Source organism: Microbacterium sp. Z10_103 (assembly GCF_058310455.1).
The window spans coordinates 3,056,898-3,081,925 of sequence record NZ_JBZEGK010000001.1; the positions used below are offsets into that span (position 1 = coordinate 3,056,898).

General features: G+C 69.0%; 30 protein-coding genes. 14 read left to right on the top strand and 16 right to left on the bottom strand.

The genetic code is table 11. The annotated features are described in order from the left end of the window. Positions 1–12: 12 nt before the first annotated feature. Positions 13–2,028 (bottom strand): M13 family metallopeptidase, encoded by a 2,016-nt coding sequence (locus tag AC4FS2_RS14760; RefSeq protein ID WP_491155590.1) that lies wholly within the window; start codon positions 2,026–2,028, stop codon positions 13–15. Positions 2,029–2,084: 56 nt separating this feature from the next. Here AC4FS2_RS14760 and AC4FS2_RS14765 point away from each other — a divergent pair, with 56 nt between their 5' ends. Then, the gene (locus AC4FS2_RS14765) at positions 2,085–3,410 is read left to right on the top strand and encodes an MATE family efflux transporter (protein WP_491155588.1); all 1,326 of its coding nucleotides are present in this window, start codon (positions 2,085–2,087) and stop codon (positions 3,408–3,410) included. A 66-nt stretch (positions 3,411–3,476) separates the two neighbouring features. Here AC4FS2_RS14765 and AC4FS2_RS14770 read toward each other — a convergent pair whose 3' ends face one another. After that, positions 3,477–5,372, bottom strand: a complete 1,896-nt coding sequence (locus AC4FS2_RS14770) for a heavy metal translocating P-type ATPase (protein ID WP_491155586.1) — start codon at positions 5,370–5,372, stop codon at positions 3,477–3,479. 96 nt (positions 5,373–5,468) lie between these two features. On the opposite strand from AC4FS2_RS14770, the gene AC4FS2_RS14775 reads away from it, so the two are divergent. Further along, complete coding sequence (locus tag AC4FS2_RS14775; protein WP_491155585.1) at positions 5,469–6,011, top strand: hypothetical protein; 543 nt, start codon at positions 5,469–5,471, stop codon at positions 6,009–6,011. Positions 6,012–6,069: 58 nt separating this feature from the next. Here AC4FS2_RS14775 and AC4FS2_RS14780 read toward each other — a convergent pair whose 3' ends face one another. The 4 genes from AC4FS2_RS14780 to AC4FS2_RS14795 form a co-directional block, all read right to left on the bottom strand. Next, on the bottom strand, positions 6,070–6,417 hold the full coding sequence (locus tag AC4FS2_RS14780) for a hypothetical protein (RefSeq protein WP_491155584.1): 348 nt from the start codon (positions 6,415–6,417) through the stop codon (positions 6,070–6,072). 87 nt (positions 6,418–6,504) lie between these two features. Further along, complete coding sequence (locus AC4FS2_RS14785; RefSeq protein WP_491155583.1) at positions 6,505–7,248, bottom strand: glucose 1-dehydrogenase; 744 nt, start codon at positions 7,246–7,248, stop codon at positions 6,505–6,507. A 240-nt stretch (positions 7,249–7,488) separates the two neighbouring features. After that, complete coding sequence (locus tag AC4FS2_RS14790) at positions 7,489–7,785, bottom strand: putative quinol monooxygenase (RefSeq protein ID WP_491155582.1); 297 nt, start codon at positions 7,783–7,785, stop codon at positions 7,489–7,491. A 23-nt stretch (positions 7,786–7,808) separates the two neighbouring features. Beyond that, positions 7,809–8,579: an SDR family NAD(P)-dependent oxidoreductase gene (locus tag AC4FS2_RS14795; protein ID WP_491155580.1), complete on the bottom strand. Its 771-nt coding sequence runs from the start codon at positions 8,577–8,579 to the stop codon at positions 7,809–7,811. Positions 8,580–8,733: 154 nt separating this feature from the next. Here AC4FS2_RS14795 and AC4FS2_RS14800 point away from each other — a divergent pair, with 154 nt between their 5' ends. Then, on the top strand, positions 8,734–9,156 hold the full coding sequence (locus AC4FS2_RS14800; protein ID WP_491155579.1) for a nitroreductase/quinone reductase family protein: 423 nt from the start codon (positions 8,734–8,736) through the stop codon (positions 9,154–9,156). Between the two features lie 24 nt (positions 9,157–9,180). Here AC4FS2_RS14800 and AC4FS2_RS14805 read toward each other — a convergent pair whose 3' ends face one another. Further along, positions 9,181–9,843 carry a TrmH family RNA methyltransferase gene (locus AC4FS2_RS14805; protein WP_491155577.1) on the bottom strand — a complete coding sequence of 221 codons (663 nt, stop codon included), beginning with the start codon at positions 9,841–9,843 and terminating at the stop codon, positions 9,181–9,183. A gap of 108 nt (positions 9,844–9,951) precedes the next feature. On the opposite strand from AC4FS2_RS14805, the gene AC4FS2_RS14810 reads away from it, so the two are divergent. Then, on the top strand, positions 9,952–10,587 hold the full coding sequence (locus tag AC4FS2_RS14810; protein ID WP_491155575.1) for a metal-dependent transcriptional regulator: 636 nt from the start codon (positions 9,952–9,954) through the stop codon (positions 10,585–10,587). Here the strand turns inward: AC4FS2_RS14810 and AC4FS2_RS14815 are convergent. Further along, positions 10,541–11,533 (bottom strand): SDR family NAD(P)-dependent oxidoreductase, encoded by a 993-nt coding sequence (locus AC4FS2_RS14815; protein WP_491155573.1) that lies wholly within the window; start codon positions 11,531–11,533, stop codon positions 10,541–10,543. The two genes, AC4FS2_RS14810 and AC4FS2_RS14815, sit on opposite strands and share 47 nt — an antisense overlap. A 77-nt stretch (positions 11,534–11,610) precedes the next feature. Between AC4FS2_RS14815 and AC4FS2_RS14820 the strand changes: the two genes are divergently transcribed. From AC4FS2_RS14820 to AC4FS2_RS14830, 3 genes are read left to right on the top strand one after another with little or no spacing between them, the layout of a single operon-like run. Next, the gene (locus AC4FS2_RS14820) at positions 11,611–11,931 is read left to right on the top strand and encodes a hypothetical protein (protein ID WP_491155571.1); all 321 of its coding nucleotides are present in this window, start codon (positions 11,611–11,613) and stop codon (positions 11,929–11,931) included. A 42-nt stretch (positions 11,932–11,973) separates the two neighbouring features. Further along, entirely contained in the window at positions 11,974–12,798 is an 825-nt protein-coding gene (locus tag AC4FS2_RS14825) for an HAD-IIA family hydrolase (protein WP_491155569.1), read from the top strand. Further along, complete coding sequence (locus AC4FS2_RS14830; RefSeq protein ID WP_491155568.1) at positions 12,798–13,370, top strand: YdeI/OmpD-associated family protein; 573 nt, start codon at positions 12,798–12,800, stop codon at positions 13,368–13,370. Before AC4FS2_RS14825 ends, AC4FS2_RS14830 begins: the two co-directional genes overlap by 1 nt. A gap of 227 nt (positions 13,371–13,597) precedes the next feature. Here AC4FS2_RS14830 and pyrE read toward each other — a convergent pair whose 3' ends face one another. After that, on the bottom strand, positions 13,598–14,176 hold the full coding sequence (pyrE, locus tag AC4FS2_RS14835; RefSeq protein ID WP_491155566.1) for an orotate phosphoribosyltransferase: 579 nt from the start codon (positions 14,174–14,176) through the stop codon (positions 13,598–13,600). A 217-nt stretch (positions 14,177–14,393) separates the two neighbouring features. On the opposite strand from pyrE, the gene AC4FS2_RS14840 reads away from it, so the two are divergent. Continuing rightward, complete coding sequence (locus AC4FS2_RS14840) at positions 14,394–15,239, top strand: exodeoxyribonuclease III (protein ID WP_491155564.1); 846 nt, start codon at positions 14,394–14,396, stop codon at positions 15,237–15,239. A gap of 6 nt (positions 15,240–15,245) precedes the next feature. Here the strand turns inward: AC4FS2_RS14840 and AC4FS2_RS14845 are convergent, their stop codons facing one another. After that, a complete protein-coding gene (locus AC4FS2_RS14845; RefSeq protein ID WP_491155562.1) occupies positions 15,246–15,803 on the bottom strand; it encodes an NAD(P)H-dependent oxidoreductase in 558 nt (185 codons plus the stop codon). Beyond that, entirely contained in the window at positions 15,800–16,873 is a 1,074-nt protein-coding gene (locus tag AC4FS2_RS14850) for an LLM class flavin-dependent oxidoreductase (RefSeq protein WP_491155560.1), read from the bottom strand. The genes AC4FS2_RS14845 and AC4FS2_RS14850 overlap by 4 nt, the downstream gene beginning before the upstream one ends. An 88-nt stretch (positions 16,874–16,961) precedes the next feature. Here AC4FS2_RS14850 and AC4FS2_RS14855 point away from each other — a divergent pair, with 88 nt between their 5' ends. Beyond that, complete coding sequence (locus AC4FS2_RS14855) at positions 16,962–17,408, top strand: MarR family winged helix-turn-helix transcriptional regulator (RefSeq protein ID WP_491155558.1); 447 nt, start codon at positions 16,962–16,964, stop codon at positions 17,406–17,408. A gap of 3 nt (positions 17,409–17,411) precedes the next feature. Here the strand turns inward: AC4FS2_RS14855 and AC4FS2_RS14860 are convergent, their stop codons facing one another. The 5 genes from AC4FS2_RS14860 to AC4FS2_RS14880 form a co-directional block, all read right to left on the bottom strand. Continuing rightward, positions 17,412–17,894, bottom strand: a complete 483-nt coding sequence (locus tag AC4FS2_RS14860; RefSeq protein ID WP_491155556.1) for a Cif family virulence factor — start codon at positions 17,892–17,894, stop codon at positions 17,412–17,414. A gap of 82 nt (positions 17,895–17,976) precedes the next feature. Beyond that, complete coding sequence (locus AC4FS2_RS14865) at positions 17,977–18,597, bottom strand: dihydrofolate reductase family protein (protein ID WP_491155554.1); 621 nt, start codon at positions 18,595–18,597, stop codon at positions 17,977–17,979. Between the two features lie 17 nt (positions 18,598–18,614). After that, positions 18,615–19,310 (bottom strand): winged helix-turn-helix transcriptional regulator, encoded by a 696-nt coding sequence (locus AC4FS2_RS14870; RefSeq protein ID WP_491155552.1) that lies wholly within the window; start codon positions 19,308–19,310, stop codon positions 18,615–18,617. Positions 19,311–19,313: 3 nt separating this feature from the next. Continuing rightward, entirely contained in the window at positions 19,314–19,751 is a 438-nt protein-coding gene (locus AC4FS2_RS14875; protein ID WP_491155551.1) for a VOC family protein, read from the bottom strand. A 140-nt stretch (positions 19,752–19,891) separates the two neighbouring features. Then, positions 19,892–20,476 (bottom strand): NADPH-dependent FMN reductase, encoded by a 585-nt coding sequence (locus AC4FS2_RS14880; protein WP_491155549.1) that lies wholly within the window; start codon positions 20,474–20,476, stop codon positions 19,892–19,894. Positions 20,477–20,618: 142 nt separating this feature from the next. Between AC4FS2_RS14880 and AC4FS2_RS14885 the strand changes: the two genes are divergently transcribed. The 5 genes from AC4FS2_RS14885 to AC4FS2_RS14905 all read left to right on the top strand — a co-directional run bounded on the left by AC4FS2_RS14885 (position 20,619) and on the right by AC4FS2_RS14905 (position 24,998). Further along, positions 20,619–21,866, top strand: coding sequence for a sensor histidine kinase (locus AC4FS2_RS14885; protein ID WP_491155547.1), 1,248 nt, complete (start codon positions 20,619–20,621; stop codon positions 21,864–21,866). Next, positions 21,859–22,524 carry a response regulator gene (locus AC4FS2_RS14890; protein WP_491155546.1) on the top strand — a complete coding sequence of 222 codons (666 nt, stop codon included), beginning with the start codon at positions 21,859–21,861 and terminating at the stop codon, positions 22,522–22,524. Before AC4FS2_RS14885 ends, AC4FS2_RS14890 begins: the two co-directional genes overlap by 8 nt. A gap of 85 nt (positions 22,525–22,609) precedes the next feature. Continuing rightward, complete coding sequence (locus tag AC4FS2_RS14895) at positions 22,610–22,864, top strand: hypothetical protein (RefSeq protein ID WP_491155544.1); 255 nt, start codon at positions 22,610–22,612, stop codon at positions 22,862–22,864. Positions 22,865–23,010: 146 nt separating this feature from the next. Beyond that, positions 23,011–23,895 carry an ABC transporter ATP-binding protein gene (locus AC4FS2_RS14900; RefSeq protein WP_491155542.1) on the top strand — a complete coding sequence of 295 codons (885 nt, stop codon included), beginning with the start codon at positions 23,011–23,013 and terminating at the stop codon, positions 23,893–23,895. Between the two features lie 35 nt (positions 23,896–23,930). Further along, a complete protein-coding gene (locus AC4FS2_RS14905) occupies positions 23,931–24,998 on the top strand; it encodes an ABC transporter permease (RefSeq protein ID WP_491155730.1) in 1,068 nt (355 codons plus the stop codon). Positions 24,999–25,028: the final 30 nt, after the last annotated feature.

The window sequence follows — 25,028 nt, forward strand, 5'->3', positions numbered from 1 at the left end:
ACCGGTCGGCGACTACCAGATCGTCACCCGGGAACCGGGATCCAGCCACAGGGCGTCGGAGGACGTGACACCGAACGCGTCGTAGAACGCGTCGATGTTCCGCACGATCTGGTTGCAGCGGAACTCGTTCGGCGCGTGCGGGTCGATCGTCAGCAGACGGATGGTCTCGGCATCCCGTCCCTTCTGCTGCCAGATCTGCGCCCAGCTCAGCAGCAGGCGCTGGATGCCGGTGAACCCGTCGATCACGGGACCCTTCGTCTCGCTCCGCTCGCTCGGGGACCGGTCGGGGTTGAGCGACAGCTCGTAGGCCTTGATCGCGATGCCCAGCCCCCCGAGGTCGCCGATGTTCTCCCCGATGGTGAGCGCACCGTTGACGGTGTTCTCGTCCGGGAGTCCCTGCGGCACGAGGGCGTTGTACTGCTCGATGAGAACCGAGGTTCGCTCCTCGAACGCGGCACGGTCGGCCTCGGTCCACCAGTCGCGGAGTGACCCGTCGCCGTCGAACCGGCTCCCCTGATCATCGAACCCGTGACCGATCTCGTGCCCGATGACCGCCCCGATGCCGCCGTAGTTGGCCGCTGCATCCCGGTCGGCGTCGAAGAAGGGGTACTGCAGGATGGCCGCCGGGAAGACGATCTCGTTCATGAGCGGGTTGTAGTACGCGTTGACCGTCTGCGGGGTCATGTACCACTCGTCGCGATCGATCGGCTGGCCGACCTTGGCCAACTGCCGGTCGTGGTCCCACACGTGAGAGCGGCGGACGTTGCCGACGAGGTCTTCCGCGTCGATGTCGAGCGTGGAGTAGTCCTTCCACTTCACCGGGTAACCGATCTTCGGCGTGAACGCATCGAGCTTGGCCAGCGCCCGCTCGCGCGTCTCCGGGCTCATCCACTCCAGCTCGGAGATGCTCTCGCGGTACGCCTCGACGAGGTTCGCCACGAGCTCGTCCATCGCGACCTTGGCCGACGGCGGGAAGTGGCGGTCGACGTAGACCCGTCCCACCGCCTCACCGAGGGCCGCCTCGACCAGGCTCACACCGCGCTTCCAGCGCTCGCGGTTGACGGGCACGCCGGTGAGCTGGGTGCCGTAGAACGCGAAATTCTCGGCGACGAACGGCTCCGACAGGAACGCGGCGGCGCTGTGCACGACCTTGAATCGCAGCCAGGCCTTCCAGTCCTCGAGTCGCTCCTCGGTGAGCAGCACGGCGAACGCCTCGAGGAAGCTCGGCTGGTAGATGACGACCTCGGCGAAAGCGTCGGGATGGCCCGGGGCCACGCCCTCGCGCCACGGCCCGAGGTCGACCCCCGCCAGGGCGACGGTGTCGTCCCACGAGCGCAGGTTGTAGGTCTTCACCGCGTCGCGGCTGTCTTCGCGGCTCCAGTGGTGGACGGCCAGCTCGGTCTCCAGTGCGAAGATGCGGTCAGCCGCCGACGAAGCACTTGTGCTGAGCTCCGACGAAGCATCCACCACCCCGGCGAGCCCCAGGATCCGCTCGATGTGACCGCGGTAAGCCAACCGGGTCTCCTCGAAGTTCTCCAGCCGGTAGTAGCTCTCGTCCGGCAGCGAGATCCCGCCCTGATACAGCACCGGAAGGTAGCGCTGGGGGTTGCCCGGATCGGGCTCGACGAACAGGCTGATCAACCCGCTGACCCCGTCCCGTTCGAGCTCCCCGATCGTGCGCAGAAGGCTCGGGATGCTGTCTACAGCGTCCGCGCGGGCGAGCTGATCGGCCAGCGGGGCCGCACCGAGCTCTTCGATGCGCGCGGTGTCCAGAAAGCTCGTGTACAGGTCACCGATCTTGCGCGTCTCGGTCCCCGGGTCGGCGTCCTGCGACTCCTCGATGATCGCCCGGACGTCCATCTCGGCCTGCTCGGCGATGAGGTGGAACGACCCCCAGCGGGCCTTGTCTTCGGGGATCTCGGTCCGCTCGAGCCAGCGGCCGTTGACGTGGCGGAAGAGGTCGTCCTGCGGCCGGATCTCGTCACTGAGCTCCTCGAGCGCGAGGCCGGAGCGGAGGGTGTCGGTCATCCCTCAAGGATATGCATCGCTCCTGGGGATGCGGCGGACACCCCTAGGCTCGACGGGTGACCGCCCGGGAAACCTCGCTCAACCGCGACATCCTGCGCCTGGCCGTACCGGCCCTGGGCTCGCTCATGGCCGAGCCGCTGTTCCTCCTGGTCGACTCCGCGCTCGTGGGTCACCTGGGCGTCGCCCCCCTGGCAGGACTGGGGATCGCGGGAGCCGTGCTCCAGACGATCGTCGGGCTCATGGTCTTCCTCGCCTATTCCACGACCCCCGCCGTCGCGCGCCGGTTCGGCGCGGGCGATCCCACCCGGGCGGTCTCGGTCGGCATCGACGGGATGTGGCTGGCTCTCGGCATCGGCGCGCTGCTCGCGCTGGCGGGGTCGCTCACCACCCCGCTCCTGGTCGGCGCGTTCGGCGCCGGCTCCGAGGTGACCGCGCACGCGGAGGTGTATCTGCGCATCTCCATGTGGGGCCTCCCCGCCATGCTCATCGTCTTCGCCGCGACGGGCCTGCTGCGGGGGATGCAGGACACCGTCACACCGCTGTGGATCGCCGGCGCCGGCTTCGCGGCCAACGCCGCGCTCAACGTCGTGTTCATCTACGGCTTCGGCTGGGGCATCGCCGGATCGGCGGTCGGAACCGTCGTGGCGCAGTGGGGGATGGTCGCCGCCTATGTGGCCGTCATCGGCCGGCTCGCCCGCACCCACGCGGCGTCCGTCCGGCCGCAGCGGGACGGCGTGCGCGGCTCCGCGCGCTCGGGCGGGTGGATGTTCCTGCGCACCGTGAGCCTGCGGGCAGCGCTCCTGGCCACCGTCGCCGTCGCGACCGGTCAGGGCGTCACCGAACTCGCCGGATGGCAGGTCGTGTTCACGATCTTCACCGCATCGGCGTTCGCCCTCGACGCCCTCGCCATCGCGGCGCAGGCTCTCGTCGGCAAAGGACTCGGCGCGGGGAACGAACCGGAGGTGCAGCGGGTGCTCCGGCGGACGACCGCATGGGGCCTGTGGTTCGGCTTCGTCGTGGGCGCGCTCATCGCCGCGCTCTCCGGCGCGATCGGCCTCTTCTTCACCGGCGACGCGGAGGTTTCCGCGCTCGTCCAGCCGGCCCTTCTCATCCTCGCGATCGCGCAACCGGTCTCGGCGATCGTCTTCGTCCTGGACGGCGTGCTCATCGGCGCCGGGGATGCCCGGTACCTCGCTCTCGCGGGTGTGCTGAACCTCGTCGTGTTCATCCCGGCCCTCGGCGCGGTCGCCGCCCTCGGCCTCTCCGGGGCCAGCGGGCTCGCGTGGCTCGCGGCGGCGTTCTTCGGCGCGTACATGCTCGCGCGCCTGGCCACCCTGGGCTGGCGCGTGCGCGGGCGGAAATGGATGACCGCGGGCGCGTGAAGCTCACACGCGGCGGCCGTGGATGACCGCCGCACCTGAGGCACCGCCGCATCCCGAGCCCAGCCGTCAGTCGCGCAGCGCGGGCAGGAGCGCGGAACGATCGGGCGCAGGGATGCGGGGGGCCTCCGCGCCGCGCAACGCCCGGAGCGCGTAGAGGATCGTCGTCAGATCGACCAGCTCCTGCACGAGCGCGCCGGCCACCGCCGGGATGACTCCGGTCATGGCGACCACCATGAGCCCGACGCTCAGCGCGATCCCCATCCAGATGGCGGTGAGCGCCACCCGCAGCGTGTGACGCCCGATGGAGACGGCATCGACCACCCCGCGGAGCGAATCGACGGTGATCACGACGTCGGCAGCATCCCCCGCCGCTGTCGCCCCCTTCGCACCCATGGCCACGCCGACGTCCGACGCGGCAAGGACGGGGGCGTCATTGACACCGTCGCCGACCATCATGGTGGGCCGGGGCCGCAGTTGTGCGGCCAAGTGCACCTTTTCCGGAGGCAGCAGTTCGGCGTGCACCTCGTCGATCCCCACGTCGCGCGCGACGGCCTCGGCCGTGGGCAGCGCGTCACCCGTGAGCATCACCACACGATCCACGCCGTGGGCCCGCAGCCAGGCGATCACCGCGGCGGACTCCGGCCGCGCGCCGTCGGCCAGGACGAGCGCGCCGGCGTACACACCGTCCACGGCGACGTAAGCTGCGGCCTCGCCGGCCCGCAGGGGCACCCGCGTCACCCCGCGCGCGACGGAGGCCACGTACGCCGGTTTCCCGACGACGACGGACCGCCCGTCGATGACGGCCGTGACGCCGTTGGTCGCGATCTCGCTCGCGCGGGCGGCGGGGCGCAGCTGCAGTCCGCGGGCCACCGCCGCCCGACGGATGCCGTCGGCCAGCACATGGGACGAGTACTGCTCCGCAGAGGCGGCCCAGCGCAGAAGCGCCTCGGCGTCGAAGCCCACGGACGGCCGGACGTCGATGAGATCCGGGCGCCCTCGGGTGAGAGTGCCGGTCTTGTCGAAGCAGGCCGAGCGCACGTGCGCCAGCTGCTCGATGACGGCACCGCCCTTCATGATCACACCCGCTTTGGCGGCTCGGGACAGCCCGCCCAGGAACGCGACCGGCGCGGCGATCAACAGCGGGCACGGTGTGGCGAGCACCAGCACCTCCGCAAACCGGACCGGGTCTCCCGACAGCCCCCACGCCGTGCCCGCCAACGCGAGCGACACCGCCGTGAACGGCACGGCGAAACGATCGGCAAGACGCACCACGGGCGCCCGCGAGGCCTGCGCCTCACGCACGAGAGCGACGATCTGCTGGTACTGACTGTCGGCGCTTCTTCTGGTCGTTCGGACGCGAACCGCCCGGGTGCCGTTGACCGCCCCGGAGAGAACCTCTCCCCCCGTGGTGCGGGTGACCGGCAGGCTTTCGCCCGTGAGTGAACTCTCGTCGAACGAGGCGCTGTCGCTTTCCAGCACACCGTCGACCGGAACGATCTCCCCCGGCCGCACCAGGATCAGGGTCCCCGGCACCACGTCCTCGACCGCCACGTCCTGGATCTCGTCCGCATCCGAGGAGTGCGGGTGCTCGAAAACGTGTGCGATGCGGGGCGAGCGGTCCAGCAGCGCCGTGAGATCGCGTTTCGCCCTCCGGGCGGCGAAATCCTCCAGCGCTTCACCACCGGCGAGCATCAGAACGATGATCAGCGACGCGACGTACTCCCCGACGGCGAGAGTGGCGACCATCGCGACGACGGCGAGGATGTCGAGTCCGACGTGACCGCGAAGCACGTCGCGGACCATGCGGAGGATCGTCCAGGCGATGAACAGCGAGACGTAAACCGTCGCGGCCGTGCGTCCTGCGCGCTGCGCATCAGTGGCGTGGAGCACGATCACCAGAGCCAGGACGACGAGCGTGACGATGATCGCGGGGTACCGCCCCACCGCCCGCAGTGCGCTCATGCCGCCCAGCCTGGACCAGCCGCCGTTCCGTGCCCAGGGGCGGATGTCCCGCGGCGGTTTCACGGCGTTCCCAGGGTGGCGGCCTACCGTGTGCGCATGACGAGGCTCCCCCGGGCGATCGTCGCCGTCCTGCCGGCGGCGGCGCTGCTGTCGGCCTGTGCCGCCGGGCCGAACGCCACGCCGTCACCGAACGACGAACCCCGACCCACGCCCTCGCTGTCGGCGTCGAGTCCCGCAGCATCCGACGCCCTGCCGCACGCCGGCGCCGACGTGACCGCGTGGGCGCAGATCGCCCTTCCGGAGAACCGCCCCGGCGGTGGCGGCTTCCTCAGCCGCTCAGCGGGCGCGGTCGGGCCCGAGGGGGTGGCCATCGCCCTTCCCACCGATGCCGGTCTCTGGGACATCGTGATCACGTGCCAGAGCGAGGACGGCTCGCCCCTCGTTCTGCAGCTGGAATCCGCGGTCGCCACGCCCGAGGCGACCGCGACCGAGCTGGCATGCTCCACACCCGGGGAGCCCCAGCCGGCCACTGCCTCGATCCTCTTCGAGGGCGACGCGGAGGGGAGCATCCGCGTCGACGCGACGGCCGACGCCGTCTACGCCTACGAGATCCGCCCGCACGTCGAGCCGGGCACATGAGGCATTAATTTCTTGCCGATGCCATCTCTTGCGTCACCGTGAAAGCGTCTTGACCTGGCTATCGCTCGACGGCTCTGAAGTGCGTCCACCAGGTCGCGAGAGGCGTGTCGTACTCCGTCCGAAACTTCTCGCTGAGCTCGCCGACGAAGCGGATGTCGAGGAGCTCCGTGGATTCTCCCCACGCCTTCTGGCCTTCGGCGGTCACTTCGAGATGCTTGACGATCGCGTCCTCGTTCTCGTAGCGCTCGTGCTGCAGCACGATGCCGTCGGCACCGCGCGCCATCTCGTACTCGAGTACGTAGGGTTCCTCGCGTTCGGTGAGGGGGAGCACGATCGCGAGGTAGTCCGCGTACCGCGCGTCGTCGGTGACGCGGTAGCGGAAGTACATGTCGATCCGAGTTGTCATCTGCTTCGTCCTTGCCTTATCAGGGTGCGGTTCTAGGGTGATCGGTGATGCGAGGACGGCGGTCCCGTGCATTCGTCATGCGAGGCGTCAGGTGCCGTCGAAGTGCGCGAGTCCGGCGGTCTCACCGCCGTCAATGACGAACTCCGCGCCGGTGGCGAAGCTCGATTCGTCGCTTGCGAGAAAGAGGACGACATCGGAGATCTCACTGGCACGCCCGATTCGGTGCAACGCCACGTGACTCTGCAATGGATCGATATCCCCGAGCATCGGCGTCCTCACCATTCCCGGGTGGACGGAGTTGACCCGGATGCCGTAGCGGCCGAGATCGAGAGCCGCAGCCTTGGTCAGGCCTCGGATTCCGAACTTGGATGCGGTGTAGGCCGGCAGTGATTCGTAGCCCATCAGACCGGCGCTGGACGAGATATTGATGATCGATCCCTGGCCGCGCAGCTTCAGCGCGCTGACGGCGCTGCGGATCCCGTAGAAGGTCCCGGTGAGGTTGACCGACATCACCCGATGCCACGAGTCGACGTCGAGTTCGTCGACGGGAGCGAAATGGACGATGCCGGCATTGTTGACCAACACGTCAAGGCCGCCAAAATGCTCGACCGCCGCGCGAACCGCCCCCTCCCATTGGGCGACTACGGTGACATCGAGCGGAACGAAGAGCGCGCGGTCCCCGAGCTTCTGACTCAGAGCGCGGCCTTCGTCCTCGAGGACGTCCGCGATCACGACGCGGGCACCCTCTTCCAGAAGTGCGGTCGCATGAGAGGCGCCCATTCCGCGGGCTCCGCCGCTGATGAGGACCACTTTGTCGTCGAGCCGTCCCATCAGGGAGCCTCCCTCAAGCTTCGAGCGCTGTCGGCGCTGTATGGGTCACTCATCACGCGCATCTCCAGAATGAGATTCTTCATCGGAGTTCCTCCGCATCAGGGACTGTCTCCTTCGCCATAAGAGTCCATCGACTCCATGGCTCAACGCGCTCCTCAGTGGAGCGCGTCGAGCCATGTCGCCCGTGGCCACGTCACGTCGCACCATGTCGGCACTCTCTCGACCGATCCGCGGTACGGGTCAGCTGAGCAGGTTGACCTGGTCGTCGCTGGTGAAACCGACCAGGATCGGCTCCCCGATAAGAATCGAGGGCATGTCAGCGAAGCCTTCGCGCGCGTGATCGGACGCCATGTGCGCCTCCAGATCCTCGCGGGACTGCCACACTTCGATGGAGTAGAACTGCTCGGGATCGTCGAGGCTCTGGGCCCAGTCGTACGAGACGCATCCGGGCTCGGCCCGCGTCGCGATCAGCAGCGGCGACAACGTGGCACGCAGCCCCTCGAGCGCATCGAGTGGGATACGGAATGACCCATGCACGATAAACATCGTCAGCACTCCGATTAGGCGGTGGGTACCGGGCCGAGCAGCAGCCCACCGTCCGCGACGAATTCGGCGCCCGTGATGAAGGACGCCTCGTCCGAGGCGAGGAACAGCACCAGGTTGGTGATTTCGCGCGGCTTCCCGAGACGCGGGATCGCGAGACCATGCGGCGAGTAGTTCGCCGTGACCGCCGGGACCCCGGGCGCCATCGGCTCCGTGATCAGCGGCGTGTTGATCGGTCCCGGGTTCACGGCGTTGACACGGATGCCGTCCTGCGCGAGTTCCATGGCGGCCGTCTTGGTGATCCCACGCACCGCCCACTTGCTGGCGTTGTACGGCGAGAACATCGCATCACCCTGCATCCCCGAGATCGAGGCGGTGTTCACGATGACACCCCCGCCTGCGCGACGCAGCGACGGAGCCACCGTGTGCATACCCAACCAGGTGCCGTAAAGGTTGGTCTCGATCACGCGTCGAAAATCTGCGAACTGCCCGGCTTCGATGGAGGCCGGAAGCGACACGACTCCGGCGTTGTTGATGAGAATCGAGATGGGTCCGAAATGCTTCTCCGCCTCTTCCACGGCAGCGGCCCACTCCGTCTCGCTGGTCACGTCGAAGCCGACGAAATGCGCGTTCTCTCCGAGTTCGGTCGCGAGTGCGCGCCCCTCGTCCTGACGCTGATCGGCCACGACCACGCGGGCACCTTCCTCGATGAACGCGTGTGCGTGCGAGGAGCCGATGCCGCCTGCGGCGCCGGTGATGAATACGGTCTTCCCTTCAAAGCGTTTCACTTTGATCACCCTTCGTTGATTGCCTATCCTTCACAGTAATTACTTACTTACTAAGTGTCAAGGAGGTGTTCGTGACGGGATGCAGCGACCTGCACCGAGCGGCCCGCCGCGCCGCGTAGTCTGTATGTAACCTGTTACTTACTAGGAGGGGAATATGGACGAAAGAGTACGCCGGGCCATCGCGATCACCCCGGCATCTTCCGCGCGCGAGCGGACCATTGACATCACGACGATCGGTGCCAGAACCGGACGCGCACGGCGAATCGAGGTGTGGTTCTACCGAGCCGACGGCGAAATCTACCTGTCGACCACGCCCGCACGTCGCGACTGGTACGCCAACATCGTCGCCAACCCTGAGTTCACCTTCCACGTCAAGAACGGCGTTCGCGCGGACCTCCACGCCATCGGTACCCCAGTGCTGGACGACGAGACTCGCAGGCGGGTGTTCACCTCGATCATCGAGGACCTCAACCAGCCCCGCAATCCCGCCGGACTCCCCCAGCCGGTCGCGCCACTGTCACAGTGGATGAGCCGCAGCCCCCTCGTTCACGTCACCTTCCCGGAGGGCGACCGGTGATCCCGCCGGCCTGATTCCGGGCAGCTAAGCCCACCTTCGGCACCACTCGTACATCACCACGGCCGCGGCCGCCGATGCGTTGAGCGAACGGGTCGAGCCGTATTGGGTGATCTCCACGACACCGGATGCCGCGGCCACCGCCTCGGGCGACAGCCCCGGGCCCTCCTGGCCGAACAGCAAGACGCACGCGCGCGGGAGCTCGGCGCGGTCCACGGGCACGGCGCCCTCGACGTTGTCGACGGCGAGAACGGGCAGCCCCGCCGCATCCGCCCACGCCCTGAATGCCGCGACATCCTCGTGGTGGCGCACGTGCTGGTAGCGGTCGGTCACCATCGCGCCGCGGCGGTTCCAGCGGCGGCGGCCGATGATGTGCACCTCCGCGGCGAGGAACGCGTTGGCGCTGCGGACGATCGACCCGATGTTGAGGTCGTGCTGCCAGTTCTCGATCCCGACATGGAACGGGTGCCGCCGCTCATCGAGGTCGGCGACGATCGCCTCCATCCGCCAGTAGCGGTAGGCGTCGATGACGTTGCGGCGATCGCCTTCCGCCAGCAGGTCGGGGTCGTACCTCTCGTCGGTCGGCCACGCGTCGCGGCCGCCTGGCCACGGCCCGACGCCGTGGGGAAGGACTGCTTCCCCCGTCTCGCCGTCGGTTCCCGGACCCGCGTCGCGTTCTCCCTCTCCCACACCCTCACGCTATCCCGCTATCCCGCGGGTCGACTCGCCAGCATCCGTCGCCTTTTCGCCTCAGATGTCGCAGATGCTGGCAAGTGGACGGGTGGGTAGCCTGAAGACGTGGCATCCCCCGCCGTCGACGACTACCTCAAGACGATCTACCACCACACCGAGTGGCAGGACGAGCACATCACGCCGTCGCAACTGGCAAGCGTTCTGGGACTTGCCCCCTCGAGCGTGACCGAGATGGTGCAGAAGCTCGCCGCGCAGGGACTCGTGAGCCACCGTCCGTACGGTCCGGTGTCGCTCACGCAGGCCGGCGAACGCCGCGCGGCCGCCGTCGTGCGGCGGCATCGACTCATCGAGACGTGGCTCGTCCAGGAGTTCGGCTACGGCTGGGACGAGGTGCACGACGAGGCCGAGGTGCTCGAGCACGCGCTGAGCGACCGCCTCCTCGAGGGGATCGACGAACGCCTGGGGCGACCGACGTTCGACCCGCACGGCGACGCGATCCCGGATGCTGAGGGCATCGTGCACCGCGCTCCCTTCACCCTGCTCGCCGACGCGGCGCCGGGCCACACGGGCCGCGTGCTGCGGGTGAGCGACCGAGACCCGCACCTCCTGCGGGCTCTCGTGGAAATCGGCGTTGACGTCGGGCACACCGTCGAGGTGGGACGCGCGGGGGTCGCGCGAGTGGATGGTGTGCCGGTCACGCTTCCGGACGGCGCGGCATCGGCCGTCTGGTTGTCCGCCTGACCCCGGCGCCTCGCGACGCCTTCTCGAACGGCCACCGGACGCCCATCGCTTCCTCGCACGTGCGCCACAGGCGCGCCACGACCTCGGGGTTCCGGGTGAGTTCTGCCGCCACCGCCTTATGGGGCATGCCGCGGACGACCAGGCGCGGACCCCAGAGCTCGCCACCGTGCACCTCCGGGGCGGTCAGGGCGTGCACCAGCGACGCGGCGCCATCCTCCTTGGACTGTGCAATGGGGGCCTGCAGGTTGCCGACGAACCGCTTGAAGCGGGAGGGCTCGTTGATGCCGCGGATCCCGGCCGTGCGGCCACCGATGGAATACCCGGGGTGTGCGACGACGCTCGCGACGGGCACGTCGGCTTCGCGCAGTCGCCGGTCCGCCTCCAGGCCCACCGCGGTGGTGGCGACCTTCGACTGCACGTACGCGCGCCACGGCGTGTACCCCTCGACCAGCTGCGGGTCCACCGGGTCGTACCGCCACAGCGACGTGGAAACGCTCCCGACCCACACCATCCGCCCCTGGGCCGCCGCGAGCGACGTGAGCAGTTCGCCGGCCAGCGCGAAGTGCCCGAGCACGTTGGTCGCGAAGACGAGTTCGTTTCCGTCGACGGTTTCCCGCCGGCGCGGCGGATGCACCACGCCCGCGTTCAGAAGGAGGCCGTCCAGACGCCCCCGCGCGCGAGCCGTCGCAGCGGCCGCACGCACGGAGCCGAGATTGCTCGTATCCAGGAGAAGGGTCTCGATCGACGCGTCCGGATCCCGGGTGGCGAGCGCGGCCTTCGCCGCGGAGAGTCTGTTCGGATTGCGCCCGGTGACGATGACGTGCGCACCCGCGCGAGCCAGTCGATCGGCGGAGAAGAACCCGAGACCAGCCGTGGCGCCGGTGACGAGGTAGGTGCGTCCGGAGAGGTCGGGCAGGCCTGGGGGAGGCTCCGCCGCGCGCGTCATCCTCAGAGATTACCGCTCGCGGGAGGGCGCCGTCGCGTCTCATGCCGATGACGGCATAAGACTGTTAGAAAGGGAGGGTGAGCACTCCCTCCGCCGCTCCGGCACCCCGGTCGCGCAAGGCGCAGATCATCTCGATCGTCCTCGCCGTCATCGTCCTGGGCGGCTTCGGCCTCTTCGTCGCCCAGGCCTACATCCCCCTCCCCGGCGTCACCGACTGCACCGTGACCGACATCGTCGAGGAGGAGGGCCGGCGCGGCAACGACATCACGCTCTATGTCACCTCGTGCGGCGACTATTACACCGACTTCGGCGACGGCATCGAGATCGGCGAGACCTACGATTTCGCCCTGCGGGGGTTGTTCAAGACGAACATCTCCGAGTGGACGCTCTCGTCCTGAGGCGGCATCCTGCCTGTCCGGAGTCGGGCATAGGGTGGGGCCATGCGCACGCGGGCCGATATCGAGTGCTGGCTGACCGACATGGATGGCGTGCTCGTGCACGAGAGCACGCCGATCCCCGGAGCCGCGGAGCTGCTCGATCAGTGGCGCGACGACGGCACGCCTTTCCTGGTTCTGACGAACAACTCGATCTTCACGCCCCGCGACCTGAGCGCGCGTCTGCGCGCATCCGGGCTCATCGTCCCGGAGGAGTCGATCTGGACGTCGGCGCTGGCGACCGCCGATTTCCTCGCCTCCCAGATGCCCCATGGCACCGCATTCGTCGTCGGTGAAGCCGGCTTGACCACGGCCCTGCATGAGGCGGGGTTCATCATGACCGAGTCGACCCCGGATTACGTCGTGGTCGGGGAGACCCGCAACTACTCGTTCGAGGCCATCACCAAGGCCATCCGATACATCGGCGCGGGGTCGCGTTTCATCGCGACGAACCCGGATGCGACGGGGCCCTCGGTGGAGGGCGTGGTGCCGGCCACCGGAGCGATCTCGGCGCTGATCACGAAGGCCACCGGCATGGAGCCGTACGTCGTCGGCAAGCCGAACCCGATGATGTTCCGCTCGGCGCTCAACCGCATCGGCGCGCACTCCGAGAACACCGGCATGATCGGCGACCGCATGGACACCGACGTGGTCGCCGGTATCGAGGCGGGGCTGCACACGGTGCTCGTGATGACCGGCATCAGCGACGAGGCCGAGATCAGGCGGTACCCGTTCCGGCCCGACGAGGTGCTCGACTCCGTCGCCGACCTCGTACGGGCAGAGCCGGTCGAATCGGAGCTTCCCGACGCGGATCCCTCCCAAGGCCTCTGATGGGCGTGCTCGACGACGGCGAGAGGGTCGAGGCGCGGGATGCCTCCACCTGGCGCGCGTGGCTGGACGACAACCACGCCACCTCCACGGGCGTGTGGCTCGTCCGCCCGCGGCCCGGTTCCGAGCTCGCGCTGATCAGCTACGAGGACGCGATCCTCCACGCGCTGTGCTTCGGCTGGATCGACGGACCGGTCCGCACCTTCGACGAGCACCGCGGGGGCCTCTGGTTCGCACCGCGGCGCCCCACGAGCGGCTGGGCGGCGACCAACAAGGCGCGGGTGGCGCAGCTCGAAGCGGCCGCACTGCTCGCCGAGGCCGGCATCCGTGCCATCGAGGTCGCGAAGGCGAACGGCGCGTGGAGCGTGCTGGACAACGCCGAGGCGCTGCGCGAGCCCGACGACCTGGCCGCCGCGCTGGACATGCTGCCGGCGGCGCGGGCGGCATGGGACGCGTTCCCTCCGTCCGTTCGCAAGATGGGTATCACCAACGTCGACACCGCCCGTCGACCCGAGACACGCGCCGCGCGGATCGCGAAGCTCGTCGCCGATGCCGCCGAGGGACGCCGACCCTGATGGATGACCGCACGCTCCTGCTGCTCGTCGGGCTCGTGATCCTCTCGGGCACGCTCGTCGCGTTCATCGTGCAGTTCGTGCGCTCCCGCCGCCGCGACCGCGACTGACCTGCCGCGCGTCGCGCCCCCTCCCGCCCCCGAGTGCACGACTTCTCGTCGAGTGCACGGGCTTGCGGCGCTGGAAAGCCGTGCAGTGGACAGGATGCCGTGCATTCGGCGCTGGCGGGGCTACTGCGGCTGGAGGCCCAGGTCGTCGAGGTCGATCGCGGCGAGCCACCGCAGCCCCTCCGCCTCGACGGCGGCCTGAGCGCCGGTCTTTCGGTCGACGATGACCGCGACGGCGACCACCTCGGCACCTTCGCGGCGCAGTGCCTCGACGGCCTTCAGCGCCGACTGCCCGGTGGTGGACGTGTCTTCGACGACGACGACGCGCTTGCCCGCGACATCCGCGCCCTCGATCTGGCGGCCGCGGCCGTGGTCCTTGGGCTCCTTGCGGACGACGAACGCATCCAGCGGCCGGCCCGCGCGTACCGACTCGTGCAGGACCGCGTTCGCGATCGGGTCGGCGCCCAGCGTCAGGCCGCCCACGGCGGCCACGCCGTCGAGGTCGCCGATCAGATCGAGCATGATGCGCCCGATCGCGGGAGCCGCCCGGTGGTCGAGCGTGAGCTTGCGCATGTCGACGTAGTACGTCGCCTTCTTGCCGCTGGAGAGGGTGAAGTCGCCGTGGAAGACCGCCTCCGCAGTGATGAGGTCGATGAGGTTCTGGCGGTCGGCTTCGAGCTCGGGCGTGGAGGCGATCGTCATGCCCCGAGTCTATTGAGCGGCGCGCGCCGGCTTGTCCGCGGCGTCGGCAGGCGCCCGTCGCGCGCCGTGCCCATGTCCCAGCATCCGCACCAAGTCTCAGCATCCGCGGTCCATGTCTCCCTTCCTGCAGGAATCGACCCGGATCCTTGCAGGAAGTGAGACATGGAGGCCAGGATGCGGCAGCGGCGCGTCGGCGGGCGCCCGTAGGGTGGGATTCATGCGTCTGGCCACCTGGAACGTCAACTCGATCCGCGCTCGCCTCCCCCGCATCCTCGACTTCGCGGTGCGCGAGCACATCGACGTGTTGGCGATGCAGGAGATCAAGTGCAAGACCGACCAGTTCCCCACTGAGGCGTTCGAAGAGGCCGGGTACCACGTCGCCGCGCACGGCCTCGACCAGTGGAACGGCGTCGCGATCGCCAGCCGTGAGCCGCTCACCGACGTCGAGATCGGGTTCCCGGGCATGCCCGGCTTCGCGAAGGGTCACGACGGTCCGGATGCTCCGCAGGAGGCCCGCGCGATCGGCGCGACTGTCGGCGGGGTGAAGGTGTGGAGCCTGTACGTCCCCAACGGCCGCTCCCTCGGCGACCCGCACTACTACTACAAGCTGGAGTGGCTCAGCGCGCTGCAGCAGTACACCTCCGACACCCTCGCGCGGACGCCCGATCTCGCGTTCGCGCTGACCGGCGACTTCAATATCGCCCCCACCGACGCCGACAACGGTGTCCCCCAGATGGTGCAGGGCTTCTCGACCCACATCTCACCTCCCGAGCGCGAGGCCTTCGCGGCGCTGGAAGCAGCCGGCGTCACCGATGTCGTCCGGCCGCTCATCCCCACCGGCTACACCTACTGGGACTACAAGCAGCTGCGCTTTCCCCGCAACGAAGGGCTGCGGATCGATTTCATCCTCGGCTCCCACGCCTTCGCCGACGCGGTCACCGGCGCCCAGATCCACCGCAATGAGCGCAAGGGCCAGGTGCCGAGCGATCACGTGCCGGTGGTCGTCGACCTCGATCTCACCGGCCCCGAAGCCGACGACGACCGGCCCATGATCTTCGGCTGATCCGCCTCACGCCGCGTACGCGTCGGCCCCGGCGAGGCGCTCGAGCTGGGGAAGCACGTCCTGCAGCCCCACCTGGATGCGGCTGTACACCTCGGCGTTGAGCACCGTCCCCCCGTCGATGTCGCCGGCGTTGACGTAGAAGCCGACCGGCATGACCGCCGCCTGGAAGAACCCGAAGAGAGGGCGCAGTTCGTGCTCCAGCACGAGCGCGAACCGCTCGGATCCCCCCGTGGCAGCCAGGATCACCGGCTTATTCGCGAGCGCGTACTGGTCGACGAGGTCGAACACGTGCTTGAACATGCCCGGGTATGAGCCGCGGAACACCGGGACCGCGACGACCAGGACGTCGGCCTCCTCGATGGCGCGAAGCTCCGCCTCGACGTCGGCGCTCACCTCGCCCCGTTCGGTCGCCTCGGTGAGCCCCGGCCCGAGCCGGTAGACATCCACGCGGCGAACGGACACGGGCAGGAGCTCACCGAGGGTTCCGGTGATGAGGTCGGCGAGCGCCATGGTCTTGGACGGCACGTGGGGACTGCCGTTGACGACAACCACCTCCAGGCTCATACGACCCTCCCGAAGGCGTCGACCCGTCCGGTCTCGCGGCGGAGGACGGGTGCGACCTCGGTACCGATGCGTTCGATGGCAGCCAGGTGGTCGGCCTGCGAGAGCCCGCCGTAGCCGATCTGGAAGGTCACGCGGCTCGCGCCGTAGACCTCGCGGTAGGTCATGAGCTTGTCGATGATCTCCTGCACGCTTCCCACCAGCAGTCCACCGGCGGCGGTGGACTGCGCGTCGAATGCCGCGCGCGGAAGCGGGAACCCGGCCCCGCGCTGATGGTTGTTCTCCATCATCCCGACGCGGAACGCGGGATACATGAGGTCGCGCGCGCTCTGGCTCGTGGCCCCGACGAACCCGTGCGCCCCGATGCCGACGCGCAGCGAATCCGGGTCGTGACCGGCATCGGCGGCCGCTCGCCGGTAGATGTCGGCCATCGGAGCCAGGCTGTTGAGCGGTCCGAGGAGGAGGCCGAGCGCCATCGGGAGCCCCAACTGGCCGGCGCGCACCGCGGACGCGGCCGTGCCGCCCACACCCACCCAGATCGGCAGATCCCCGACCGGACGCGGAGCGATGTCGATGCCGCGGAGGTCGCGCGTGTGGAAGCTCCCCGGCCAGGACGCGGGGTTGCCGGCGCGGATGGCGAGGAGGGCGTCGAGTTTCTCGCGGAAGAGGTCCGCGTAGTCGGCGAGGTCGTAGCCGAACAGCGGGAACGACTCCAGGAACGAGCCGCGCCCGGCGATGATCTCGGCGCGCCCGCCCGACAGCAGGTCGACGGTGGCGAAGTTCTGGAAGACCCGCACGGGGTCCTCCGAACTGAGCACGGTGACGCCGCTGGTCAGGCGGATGCGCTTCGTGCGCTGCGCGACAGCGGCCAGCACGACGGGGGGCGAGGCGATCACGAAGTCGGAGCGGTGGTGCTCCCCCACGCCGAACACATCGAGCCCGACCTGATCGGCCAGTTCGGCCTGCTCGAGCACCTCCTGCATGCGGGTGAGGGGTGACGGCGTCACTCCCGTGCGGGGATCGGGTGAGATCTCTCCGAACGTGAGGACACCGATCTCAAACGGATGGGTCATTTCCCAGCCTTCCAAATAGGTGAAGTTTCATCTTCAACCAGTGTAGGTGAAGTTTCACCTAGGTAGGCCGCGGGCCTACAATCGTGGAGTGGCGAACGCGACAGGCCTGACGGAAGACGATTGGGCGCTATGGCGCGCCTTCCTTGCGGCCAACGCCCGCCTGACCCTCCGGATCGACCGTCAACTGCAGCAGGGAGCGGGCCTGGCGCAGGGCGAGTACGGCACCCTCGTCGCCATCCTGGACTCGCCCGATCGGGCACTGCGCATCGGCGAACTCGCCGCCCAGCTGGGGTGGGAGAAGAGCCGAGTGTCGCACCTGGTGACCCGGATGCAGCGGCGCGGGCTCATCGAACGAACACCGACGGCCGAGGACGGACGCGGAACCCGCATCACCGTCACGCCGGAGGGCAGGCGCGCCATGCTCGCTGCGGTCCGCGGTCACGCCGACGAGGTGCGGCGCGCCTTCCTGGAGAACATCGATCCCGGCGAACGCGCCATCCTCCAGCGGGTGCTGCAGCGCATCGGCGATGCCTGAGGCCTACCCGAAGTAGGAGTCGGCCTCCGCCTCGGTGATCGGGTAGATCGCCGTCTGGTCGCGCACGATGTGCCACCCCGATGCGTCCGTCCGGCGCCACACCTGCGAGTTGTAGCAGCGCACGCGGGTCACCGCACCCTCGGGAGAGACCAGCACGGCGATGAAGACCATGCGCGCTGCGGCGAGGTCACCGGCGACGAGCACCTCCGGTTCTTCATCGATCGCGTGCCGGGCAGAGCGCAACGCCGAGAAGGTCGGCCAGAACGCGTCGGCATAGTCGGCCACCCGCCGGTGCGTCCGAAGCTCGGGATCGGCGTCGTCGAAAAGGAGGACGTCCGCGTCGAAGTCGTAGTACCGCCCGAAGACCTCCTCGAACCGCCGGGCGGGCTCGCCCTCCACGCGGTCCCATCCGAAAATCCACTCGCGCTGCAGGGCGCCGACATCCTGTGCGGCGCGCCGGTCGATCTCACTCGTGTCGTTGACCATGCGTCTTTCCTAGCGGCGGACGACGCGCGCATCCAGGGTCCGGTGAACCCAGGGTCCGGTGAACCCAGGATGCGATGGAATGTCAGCTCTCCATCGTGCCGGTGGTCACGGAGCCCCCGGGGCCGTACCGCAGGAGGAGCGCGCCGTGCTCCCCCGCGACCGGCGGCTCGAGGAGTGTGAGGCCGAAGGCCGGGCCATCCGCGGGAAACAGCCGCTTCCCCGCGCCCAGGACGACCGGATACACCCACAGGTTCAGCACGTCGAACAGCCGTTCGCGCACGAGCGTGCGGGCGAAGTCGATGCTGCCGATCACGTGGATCTCGGAGTGCTTCTCGCGCAGCCCGGCGACGGCGGCCGCGGTGTCGCCGTCGAGCAACGTCGATCCGTCCCACGCGAGCTCCGGCCTGCCGCGGGACGCGACGTACTTCGGCAGGGCGTCGAACCTCCGCGCGATCTCGGCGGCCGGGCCGTCGCCGTAGACCGGCCAGTAAGCCGCGAAGATGTCGTAGGTCTTCGCCCCGAGGAGCAGCGCATCCATGCTCCGGATGCCCTGCATCACCCGCTCTCCGACGGCATCGTCCTCGATCGGAGCCTGCCAGCCTCCGTAGGCGAACCCCCCTTCGGGATCCTCGTCGGGGGCACCGGGCGCCTGCGCGACGCCGTCGAGCGTGGTGAACAGGTCGATGTGGATGACGCCGGCCATGGCGTTCTCCTTCGGTCTTATGCCGCTGAGACAGCGACGGCGATGTGGAATGTTGCCGCGAACCGCTCCAGGAGCGTGGCGTCGCCGCGGATGACCGTGACGATGTCACGCTCGAGGGCTTCGGCGGGAGTCACCTCGCCCGAGATGAGAAGGCGGATGCCCGGTCCCGCGGCGATCACGACGTCGGGGACGCCGCCCGGCGCGGCTCCCCCCACGGGGGGCGCCGGCGGCGCGATCTGCTGCACGCTCAGCGAGCCCCGGTCCACCCGGGCACGCAGGGCAACGTCGCCCACCCGCAGCTCGTAGTCGGCGGTCGGCAGCAAGGCCGCCGCATCCGGCTGGAAGGCCGTCCGCAGCGCCATCGTGAGCGAGTCGGCGGTCACCACGTCGCCGGGGTCCGGCTCGCCCATCTGGGCGAATCCCCAGCGCCCGAGGGCGAGGACGATGGGTTCGAGCTGGCGGCCATACGACGTGAGCTCGTACACCAGGCCGCAGCTCGCCAACGGGACCCGGCGGACGACACCGCCCTCCTGAAGCTCTTTCAGCCGACCGGAGAGGATGTTCGTCGGGATCTTGGGCAGGCCCTGCTTGAGGTCGGTGTAGCGACGGGGCCCGACGAGCAAGTCGCGGACGATGAGCATCGCCCACCGCTCGCCGATGAGCTCAACCGCCGTCGTGACGCCGCAATACTGTCCGTAACTGCGCGCGGTCACGCGTCAGGCCTGAGCCTGATCCGTCACGTACGCATCCGGGCCGTTCTCAGCGGCGGCAGGGTCCATGTAGAAGAAATCGAGAAGGTTGCCGTCGGGGTCTTCCAGGCTCCGGCTGTACATGAAGCCGTAGTCCTGCGCGGGCCGAGGTTCGACCCCGCCCGCGGCCACGCCCGCCTCGAGCACCTCATCGACGCCGGCGCGCGAGTCTCGGCTGAGGCCGATGAGGGCCTGCGCCGTCGTCGTGGTGTCGGCGATCTGCTTGTCGGTGAAGGTCGCGAAGAACCCCCGCGTCACGGCCATGAAGTAGATGTTGTCGTCCCACACGATGCACGCGGCGTTCTCATCCGTGAAGAGCGGATTGATCCCGGCACCGAGCGAGGTGTAGAACGCCTTCGCGCGGTCAAGATCATTGGTGGGGATGTTGACGAAAATTTTGGTCATCGCAGCCTCCGGCTCGTCGGGCGCCACGCGGAGGCGGCGCTGACGCCATGGTTGCAAATAACAAGGCTACTTGTCCATAACAAGCAGAAACCCGGCGGGCCGAGACGGCTCCGCCGGGTTTCCGGGTCCGGGATGCGGTGTCAGGCCGCGCGGGCCTCGCCGCGCTCGTCGGCGACGGCGTAACGAGAGATGAGCGCGGTGAACGCGTCCAGGTACGCCCGCAGGAACGCGGCGGTCGTCTCATCCGTGATCTCGCCCTTGTCGCTGAACAGGCCGGGGGCCGACTGCACGTAGCCCTCCGGCTGGCCGAGGGTCGGCGCGTTCATGTGACTGAGGATCGCTTTGAGGTGCTGCTGTGCGGCGGCGGTCGCGATGGGGCCGCCGGAGGTGCCGATGACGGCGGTCGGCTTGCCATCCAAGGACCCCTGGCCGTACGGGCGAGCCGCCCAGTCCAGCGCGTTCTTGAGCACGCCGGGGATGGAGCGACTGTACTCCGGGGTCACGATGATCACGCCGTCGACGTCGGCGATGGCCTGCTTGAACTCACGTGCCACCGGGGGGAAGTCGGTGTCGTGGTCGGTCGAGTAGAACGGCAGGTCGGAGATCGGGATCTCGACGAGATCGACGCCTTCGGGTGCGACGGATACCAGCGCCTTCGCCAGGCGGCGGTTGATGGACGTGCTGGAGATGCTGCCGACGATGTAGCCGATGGTGTACTCGGTCACGAGTGTCCTTCCTTCGAGATGGAGCGGGGGGCCCGCAGGTCTATTCACGTGCAAGTACTTTGTGCACGGATCTATTCCCGCACGTCCGGTGCTCCCCCCACAGGCGGATGTCCCCGGCTGGCCGCGCCCGTACCGTGGAGGGATGCCGCCTCTGACACCCGCCCAGCAGCGCAACGACGTGATCCTCGCGGCCGTCGTGTTCGTCGGCGCCCTCCTGAGCGCTGTCCTGTCATCGATCGCCGGACTGTACGGGTCGGACAGCGCCGGGATGCCGCTGGCCGTGGCGTACGCGTTCGCCCTCGCCGTACCGCTGGCCGCGCGACGTCGGTGGCCCGCGACGGTCGCCGTCATCGTCTCGATCGCCTATTTCGCCGCCGTCACCCTGCGCGTCCCCGAACTGTACGCCGGGAACATCGCGATGTTCATCGCGTTGTACACGGTCGGCGCGTGGTCGGACGACCGACGTCGCGCGACCATCGTTCGGGTGGCGATCATCGTCGGCATGTTCTTGTGGCTGACGGTCGTCACCTTCCAGGATGCGACGGCCCCGGCGAGCGACGAAGGCCTGTCTCGGGCCGGCGGGTTCTCTCCGTACGTCGCCTACACGCTTCTGAGCGTGCTCCTCAACGCGCTGTACTTCGGTGGGGCCTACTACTTCGGCGAGCGCGCCTTCACGCAGATGCGCGAACGCCGGGCGCTGGAGGAGCGCACGCGCGAACTCGAGCTCGAACGCGAGGTGACGGCCGCCCAGGCGGTGGCGCTGGACCGCGTGCGGATCGCACGCGAACTACACGACGTCGTCGCCCACCACGTCTCGCTCATGGGCGTGCAGGCCGGCGCGGCGCGCACCATCATGGGGCGCGACCCCGAGCAGGCGCGCACCATCCTGGAGGGGGTCGAGGCGTCGGCGCGCGAGTCCCTCGGTGAACTGCGGCACCTGCTGGAGACGTTGCGGACATCTGGCGCCGATCCGGGACCGGATGCGAGCGCGAGCACGCGGGGGCTGGCGGGCGTCCCCCAGCTCGCCGAGGAGGCGACATCGGCCGGGCTCCCCACGGCGTTCACCGAGGTCGGAGAGCCCCTCGACGTGCCCGACGTCGTCCAGGTGAACCTCTACCGGATCGCCCAGGAAGCGCTGACCAACGCCCGACGGCACGCCGGGCCGGATGCGACGGCCGACGTGCGGCTCCGGTACGGCGCCGACGCGGTCGAGCTGGAGATCGCCAACACCGGCCGGGTCGGACTTTCCCGCCCGGGGCTCGGCCAGGTCGGCATGCGAGAACGCGCGTCGGCGTCGGGAGGCACCGTGGAGATGGGCCCACGGGGACGGGGCGGGTATCTCGTGCGCGCGACGGTACCGCTGGCCGGACGGGTCGCCGCAGATGCCTGAGATCCGCGTCCTCCTCGCCGATGACCATGCCATGATGCGCGCAGGATTCCGCACCATCCTGTCGCTGGAAGACGACATCGTCGTGGTCGGGGAGGCTTCCACCGGCGCCGAGGCTGTGGCGGCTGCATCCGCCCTCGCACCCGATGTCATCTGCATGGATGTGCAGATGCCCGACATGGACGGACTGGAGGCGACGCGAGCGATCGTCGCCGATCCGGAGGTGGGCGCTGCGGTCCTCATCGTCACGACCTTCGACCGCGACGACTACCTCTTCACGGCACTCGGCGCGGGGGCCAGCGGATTCCTGTTGAAGAACGCCGGTCCCGAGGAGCTCGTCTCGGCGGTGCGGGTGGTCGCGGCCGGGGATGCGCTGCTCGCCCCCGAGGTGACCCGGCGCGTGATCGAACGGTTCGCCGTCTCCGACGCAGCCGCCCCGGAGTCGCCCCGGCCCGCTCTTCGTCTCGCCGAGCCGCTCACCGAACGCGAAAGCGAAGTCCTCCGTCTCATGGCGGATGCGCTGAGCAATGCCGAGATCGCCGGGCGCCTGTTCATCGGCGAGGCGACGGCGAAGACGCACGTGTCGAACGTGCTGCAGAAGCTCGGCGCGCGCGACCGCGTGCAGGCCGTCGTGCTGGCCCACCGCTCCGGCATCGCCTGACTCTCGCGCTTCCCGACCGTGCTGCAGTGCCGGGCGGAATGTCAAGGGTCCAGACACGTCCGAGTGCGCACATAACCTCGCAGTCATGAACTCCGACGACCGACACGAGTACACGACGGATACCGAGCTCTCCGAGAGCGATGCGGTGCGCAAGGACATGTCCTACAGCCCCGCGAGCGACACCGACACCCAGCACAAGCAGGAGGACCCGCTTCCCGACACGATCGACGACGACATCGACCCGGACGACGTGCGAGCCGTCCCCGGCACCGGCGGGCCGGACGACTTCGGCGACGTGGATGTCGACCCGGATGATCTGAACATGCCCTGGCGGGAGTGAGAAGGGGCGACCTCCGGCATCGCGCCTGAGCGTCCTCCCCCGCACGGGGGAGGACGATGACCCTCCCCGGGGTGGATGCCCCGTCCCCGCGTCCTCCGTAGCGTGAATGCCAACGGCTCCGCACCGGTGCCGAAGGAGGAGGACACGTGCTGCAGCTCGAAGGCATCACGAAGAGCTACGGCGGTCGCCGGGTGCTCGACGACGTGAGCTTCACGATCACCCCGGGGCGTCTGACGGGTTTCGTCGGCGGAAACGGCGCCGGCAAGACCACGACGATGCGCATCGCCCTCGGCGTCTTGGCCAAGGACGCCGGCCGTGTCGTACTGGACGGCCGCGACGCATCCACCGCTGACCGGCGGCGTTTCGGGTACATGCCAGAAGAACGCGGGCTCTACCCGAAGATGAAGGTCGGCGAGCACATTGCCTACCTGGCCCGCCTCCACGGATACTCCAAGGCGGATGCCACGGCCAACGCCGAGGCACTCCTCGACCGTCTCGGGCTGTCGGAGCGCCTCGGCGACCTCGTCGAGACGCTGTCTCTGGGGAACCAGCAGCGCGCGCAGATCGCCGCAGCCCTCGTGCACGAACCCGAGGTGCTGATCCTCGACGAACCGTTCTCGGGCCTGGACCCGCTCGCGGTGGACGTGGTCGCGGGCGTGCTCCAGGAGCGCGCCGCGGCCGGAGCCGCCGTGCTGTTCTCGTCTCACCAGCTCGACGTGGTCGAGCGGCTCTGCGACGACCTCGTCATCATCGCCGGCGGGACGATCCGCGCGGCCGGCTCGCGGGACTCGCTGCGCGCCGAGCACTCCGCGAACCGGTTCGAGCTCGTCTCCCGCGGCGACGCCGGCTGGGTGCGCACGCGACCGGGCATCTCCGTCCTCGACTTCGACGGCGGGTACGCCCTCTTCGAAGCCGAGGATGCCATCACTGCGCAGCACGTGCTGCGCCAAGCCGTCGAGCGCGGCGACGTCGTGAGCTTCGCGCCGCAACGCCCATCGCTCGCCGAGATCTTCAAGGAGGTCATCCAGTGAGCACGCCCCCCACCTCACCGAACGAGCTGCAGAGCATGTGGCTCGTCGCCGAAAGAGAGATCGGCTCGAAGCTCCGCAGCAAGGCGTTCGTCATCTCGACAGCGATCCTGCTGCTGGTCGCGCTGGCCTCGGTCCTCTGGGGCGGATTCGCCGCGAACAGCAGCGGCGACGACGGCATCCCCGTCGCCGTGACCAGTCAGACCGAAGCCGACGTCACGGGCGTCGACGGGATCGACGTCACGGTCGCCGACGACGCGGATGCCGCGACCGCACTGGTGAAGGACGGCACAGTGGACGCCGCCCTCGTGCCCGACAGCTCGGGCGGCACGTTCGACTACAAGATCGTCGCCGACGACAGTGTGCCCAGCACTCTGATGGCCCTGCTCAGCCAGTCGCCGGCAGTCGAACTGCTCGACCCCCAGGGGGCGGCCGACGAGATCCTGCGGTACTTCGTCGCCCTCGGCTTCGGCATCGTGTTCCTCATGGCCGCGTCGATCTTCGGCGGCACCATCGCGCAGAGCGTCGTCGAGGAGAAGCAGACCCGCGTCGTCGAGATCCTCATCTCTGCGATCCCGGTCCGCACCCTCCTGGCGGGCAAGGTCGTGGGGAACACGATCCTCGCGATGGCGCAGATCATCGCTCTGGCGGCGATCGCCGTGGTCGGGCTCTCGGTCACCGGTCAGTCCGAGGTGCTCGCGGGGCTGGGCGCACCCCTGCTGTGGTTCGCCGTCTTCTTCTTCTTCGGCTTCGTGCTGCTGGCGTCGCTGTTCGCGGCCGCCGGTGCCATGGTGTCGCGCCAGGAAGACATCGGAGCAACCACCACGCCGCTGACCATGCTCATCATGGCGCCGTACTTCCTGGTGATCTTCTTCAACGACAACCCGCTGGTGCTGGGCATCATGTCGTACGTGCCGTTCTCGGCACCGGTGGGGATGCCGCTGCGGCTGTACCTCGGAACCGCCGAGTGGTGGGAGCCCGTCGTGTCGCTCGTGATCCTCATCGCCACCTGCGCGGCGGCGATCTGGGTCGGCGCCCGCATCTACGAGAACTCGCTGCTGCGGATGGGCGCGCGGGTGAAGCTCGCCGAAGCATTGCGCGGCTGACGATACGCCGTCGGCGGGGAGGCGCAAGGG

What these genes read in the sequence shown, in the direction of transcription:
- AC4FS2_RS14760 (WP_491155590.1), bottom strand. Translation starts at nt 2,028, where the DNA reads ATGACCGACACCCTCCGCTCCGGCCTCGCGCTCGAGGAGCTCAGTGAC.
- AC4FS2_RS14770 (WP_491155586.1), bottom strand. Translation starts at nt 5,372, where the DNA reads ATGAGCGCACTGCGGGCGGTGGGGCGGTACCCCGCGATCATCGTCACG.
- AC4FS2_RS14775 (WP_491155585.1), top strand. Translation starts at nt 5,469, where the DNA reads ATGACGAGGCTCCCCCGGGCGATCGTCGCCGTCCTGCCGGCGGCGGCG.
- AC4FS2_RS14780 (WP_491155584.1), bottom strand. Translation starts at nt 6,417, where the DNA reads ATGACAACTCGGATCGACATGTACTTCCGCTACCGCGTCACCGACGAC.
- AC4FS2_RS14785 (WP_491155583.1), bottom strand. Translation starts at nt 7,248, where the DNA reads ATGGGACGGCTCGACGACAAAGTGGTCCTCATCAGCGGCGGAGCCCGC.
- AC4FS2_RS14800 (WP_491155579.1), top strand. Translation starts at nt 8,734, where the DNA reads ATGGACGAAAGAGTACGCCGGGCCATCGCGATCACCCCGGCATCTTCC.
- AC4FS2_RS14815 (WP_491155573.1), bottom strand. Translation starts at nt 11,533, where the DNA reads ATGACGCGCGCGGCGGAGCCTCCCCCAGGCCTGCCCGACCTCTCCGGA.
- AC4FS2_RS14825 (WP_491155569.1), top strand. Translation starts at nt 11,974, where the DNA reads ATGCGCACGCGGGCCGATATCGAGTGCTGGCTGACCGACATGGATGGC.
- AC4FS2_RS14830 (WP_491155568.1), top strand. Translation starts at nt 12,798, where the DNA reads ATGGGCGTGCTCGACGACGGCGAGAGGGTCGAGGCGCGGGATGCCTCC.
- pyrE (WP_491155566.1), bottom strand. Translation starts at nt 14,176, where the DNA reads ATGACGATCGCCTCCACGCCCGAGCTCGAAGCCGACCGCCAGAACCTC.
- AC4FS2_RS14840 (WP_491155564.1), top strand. Translation starts at nt 14,394, where the DNA reads ATGCGTCTGGCCACCTGGAACGTCAACTCGATCCGCGCTCGCCTCCCC.
- AC4FS2_RS14845 (WP_491155562.1), bottom strand. Translation starts at nt 15,803, where the DNA reads ATGAGCCTGGAGGTGGTTGTCGTCAACGGCAGTCCCCACGTGCCGTCC.
- AC4FS2_RS14850 (WP_491155560.1), bottom strand. Translation starts at nt 16,873, where the DNA reads ATGACCCATCCGTTTGAGATCGGTGTCCTCACGTTCGGAGAGATCTCA.
- AC4FS2_RS14860 (WP_491155556.1), bottom strand. Translation starts at nt 17,894, where the DNA reads ATGGTCAACGACACGAGTGAGATCGACCGGCGCGCCGCACAGGATGTC.
- AC4FS2_RS14865 (WP_491155554.1), bottom strand. Translation starts at nt 18,597, where the DNA reads ATGGCCGGCGTCATCCACATCGACCTGTTCACCACGCTCGACGGCGTC.
- AC4FS2_RS14875 (WP_491155551.1), bottom strand. Translation starts at nt 19,751, where the DNA reads ATGACCAAAATTTTCGTCAACATCCCCACCAATGATCTTGACCGCGCG.
- AC4FS2_RS14885 (WP_491155547.1), top strand. Translation starts at nt 20,619, where the DNA reads ATGCCGCCTCTGACACCCGCCCAGCAGCGCAACGACGTGATCCTCGCG.
- AC4FS2_RS14890 (WP_491155546.1), top strand. Translation starts at nt 21,859, where the DNA reads ATGCCTGAGATCCGCGTCCTCCTCGCCGATGACCATGCCATGATGCGC.
- AC4FS2_RS14895 (WP_491155544.1), top strand. Translation starts at nt 22,610, where the DNA reads ATGAACTCCGACGACCGACACGAGTACACGACGGATACCGAGCTCTCC.
- AC4FS2_RS14905 (WP_491155730.1), top strand. Translation starts at nt 23,931, where the DNA reads ATGTGGCTCGTCGCCGAAAGAGAGATCGGCTCGAAGCTCCGCAGCAAG.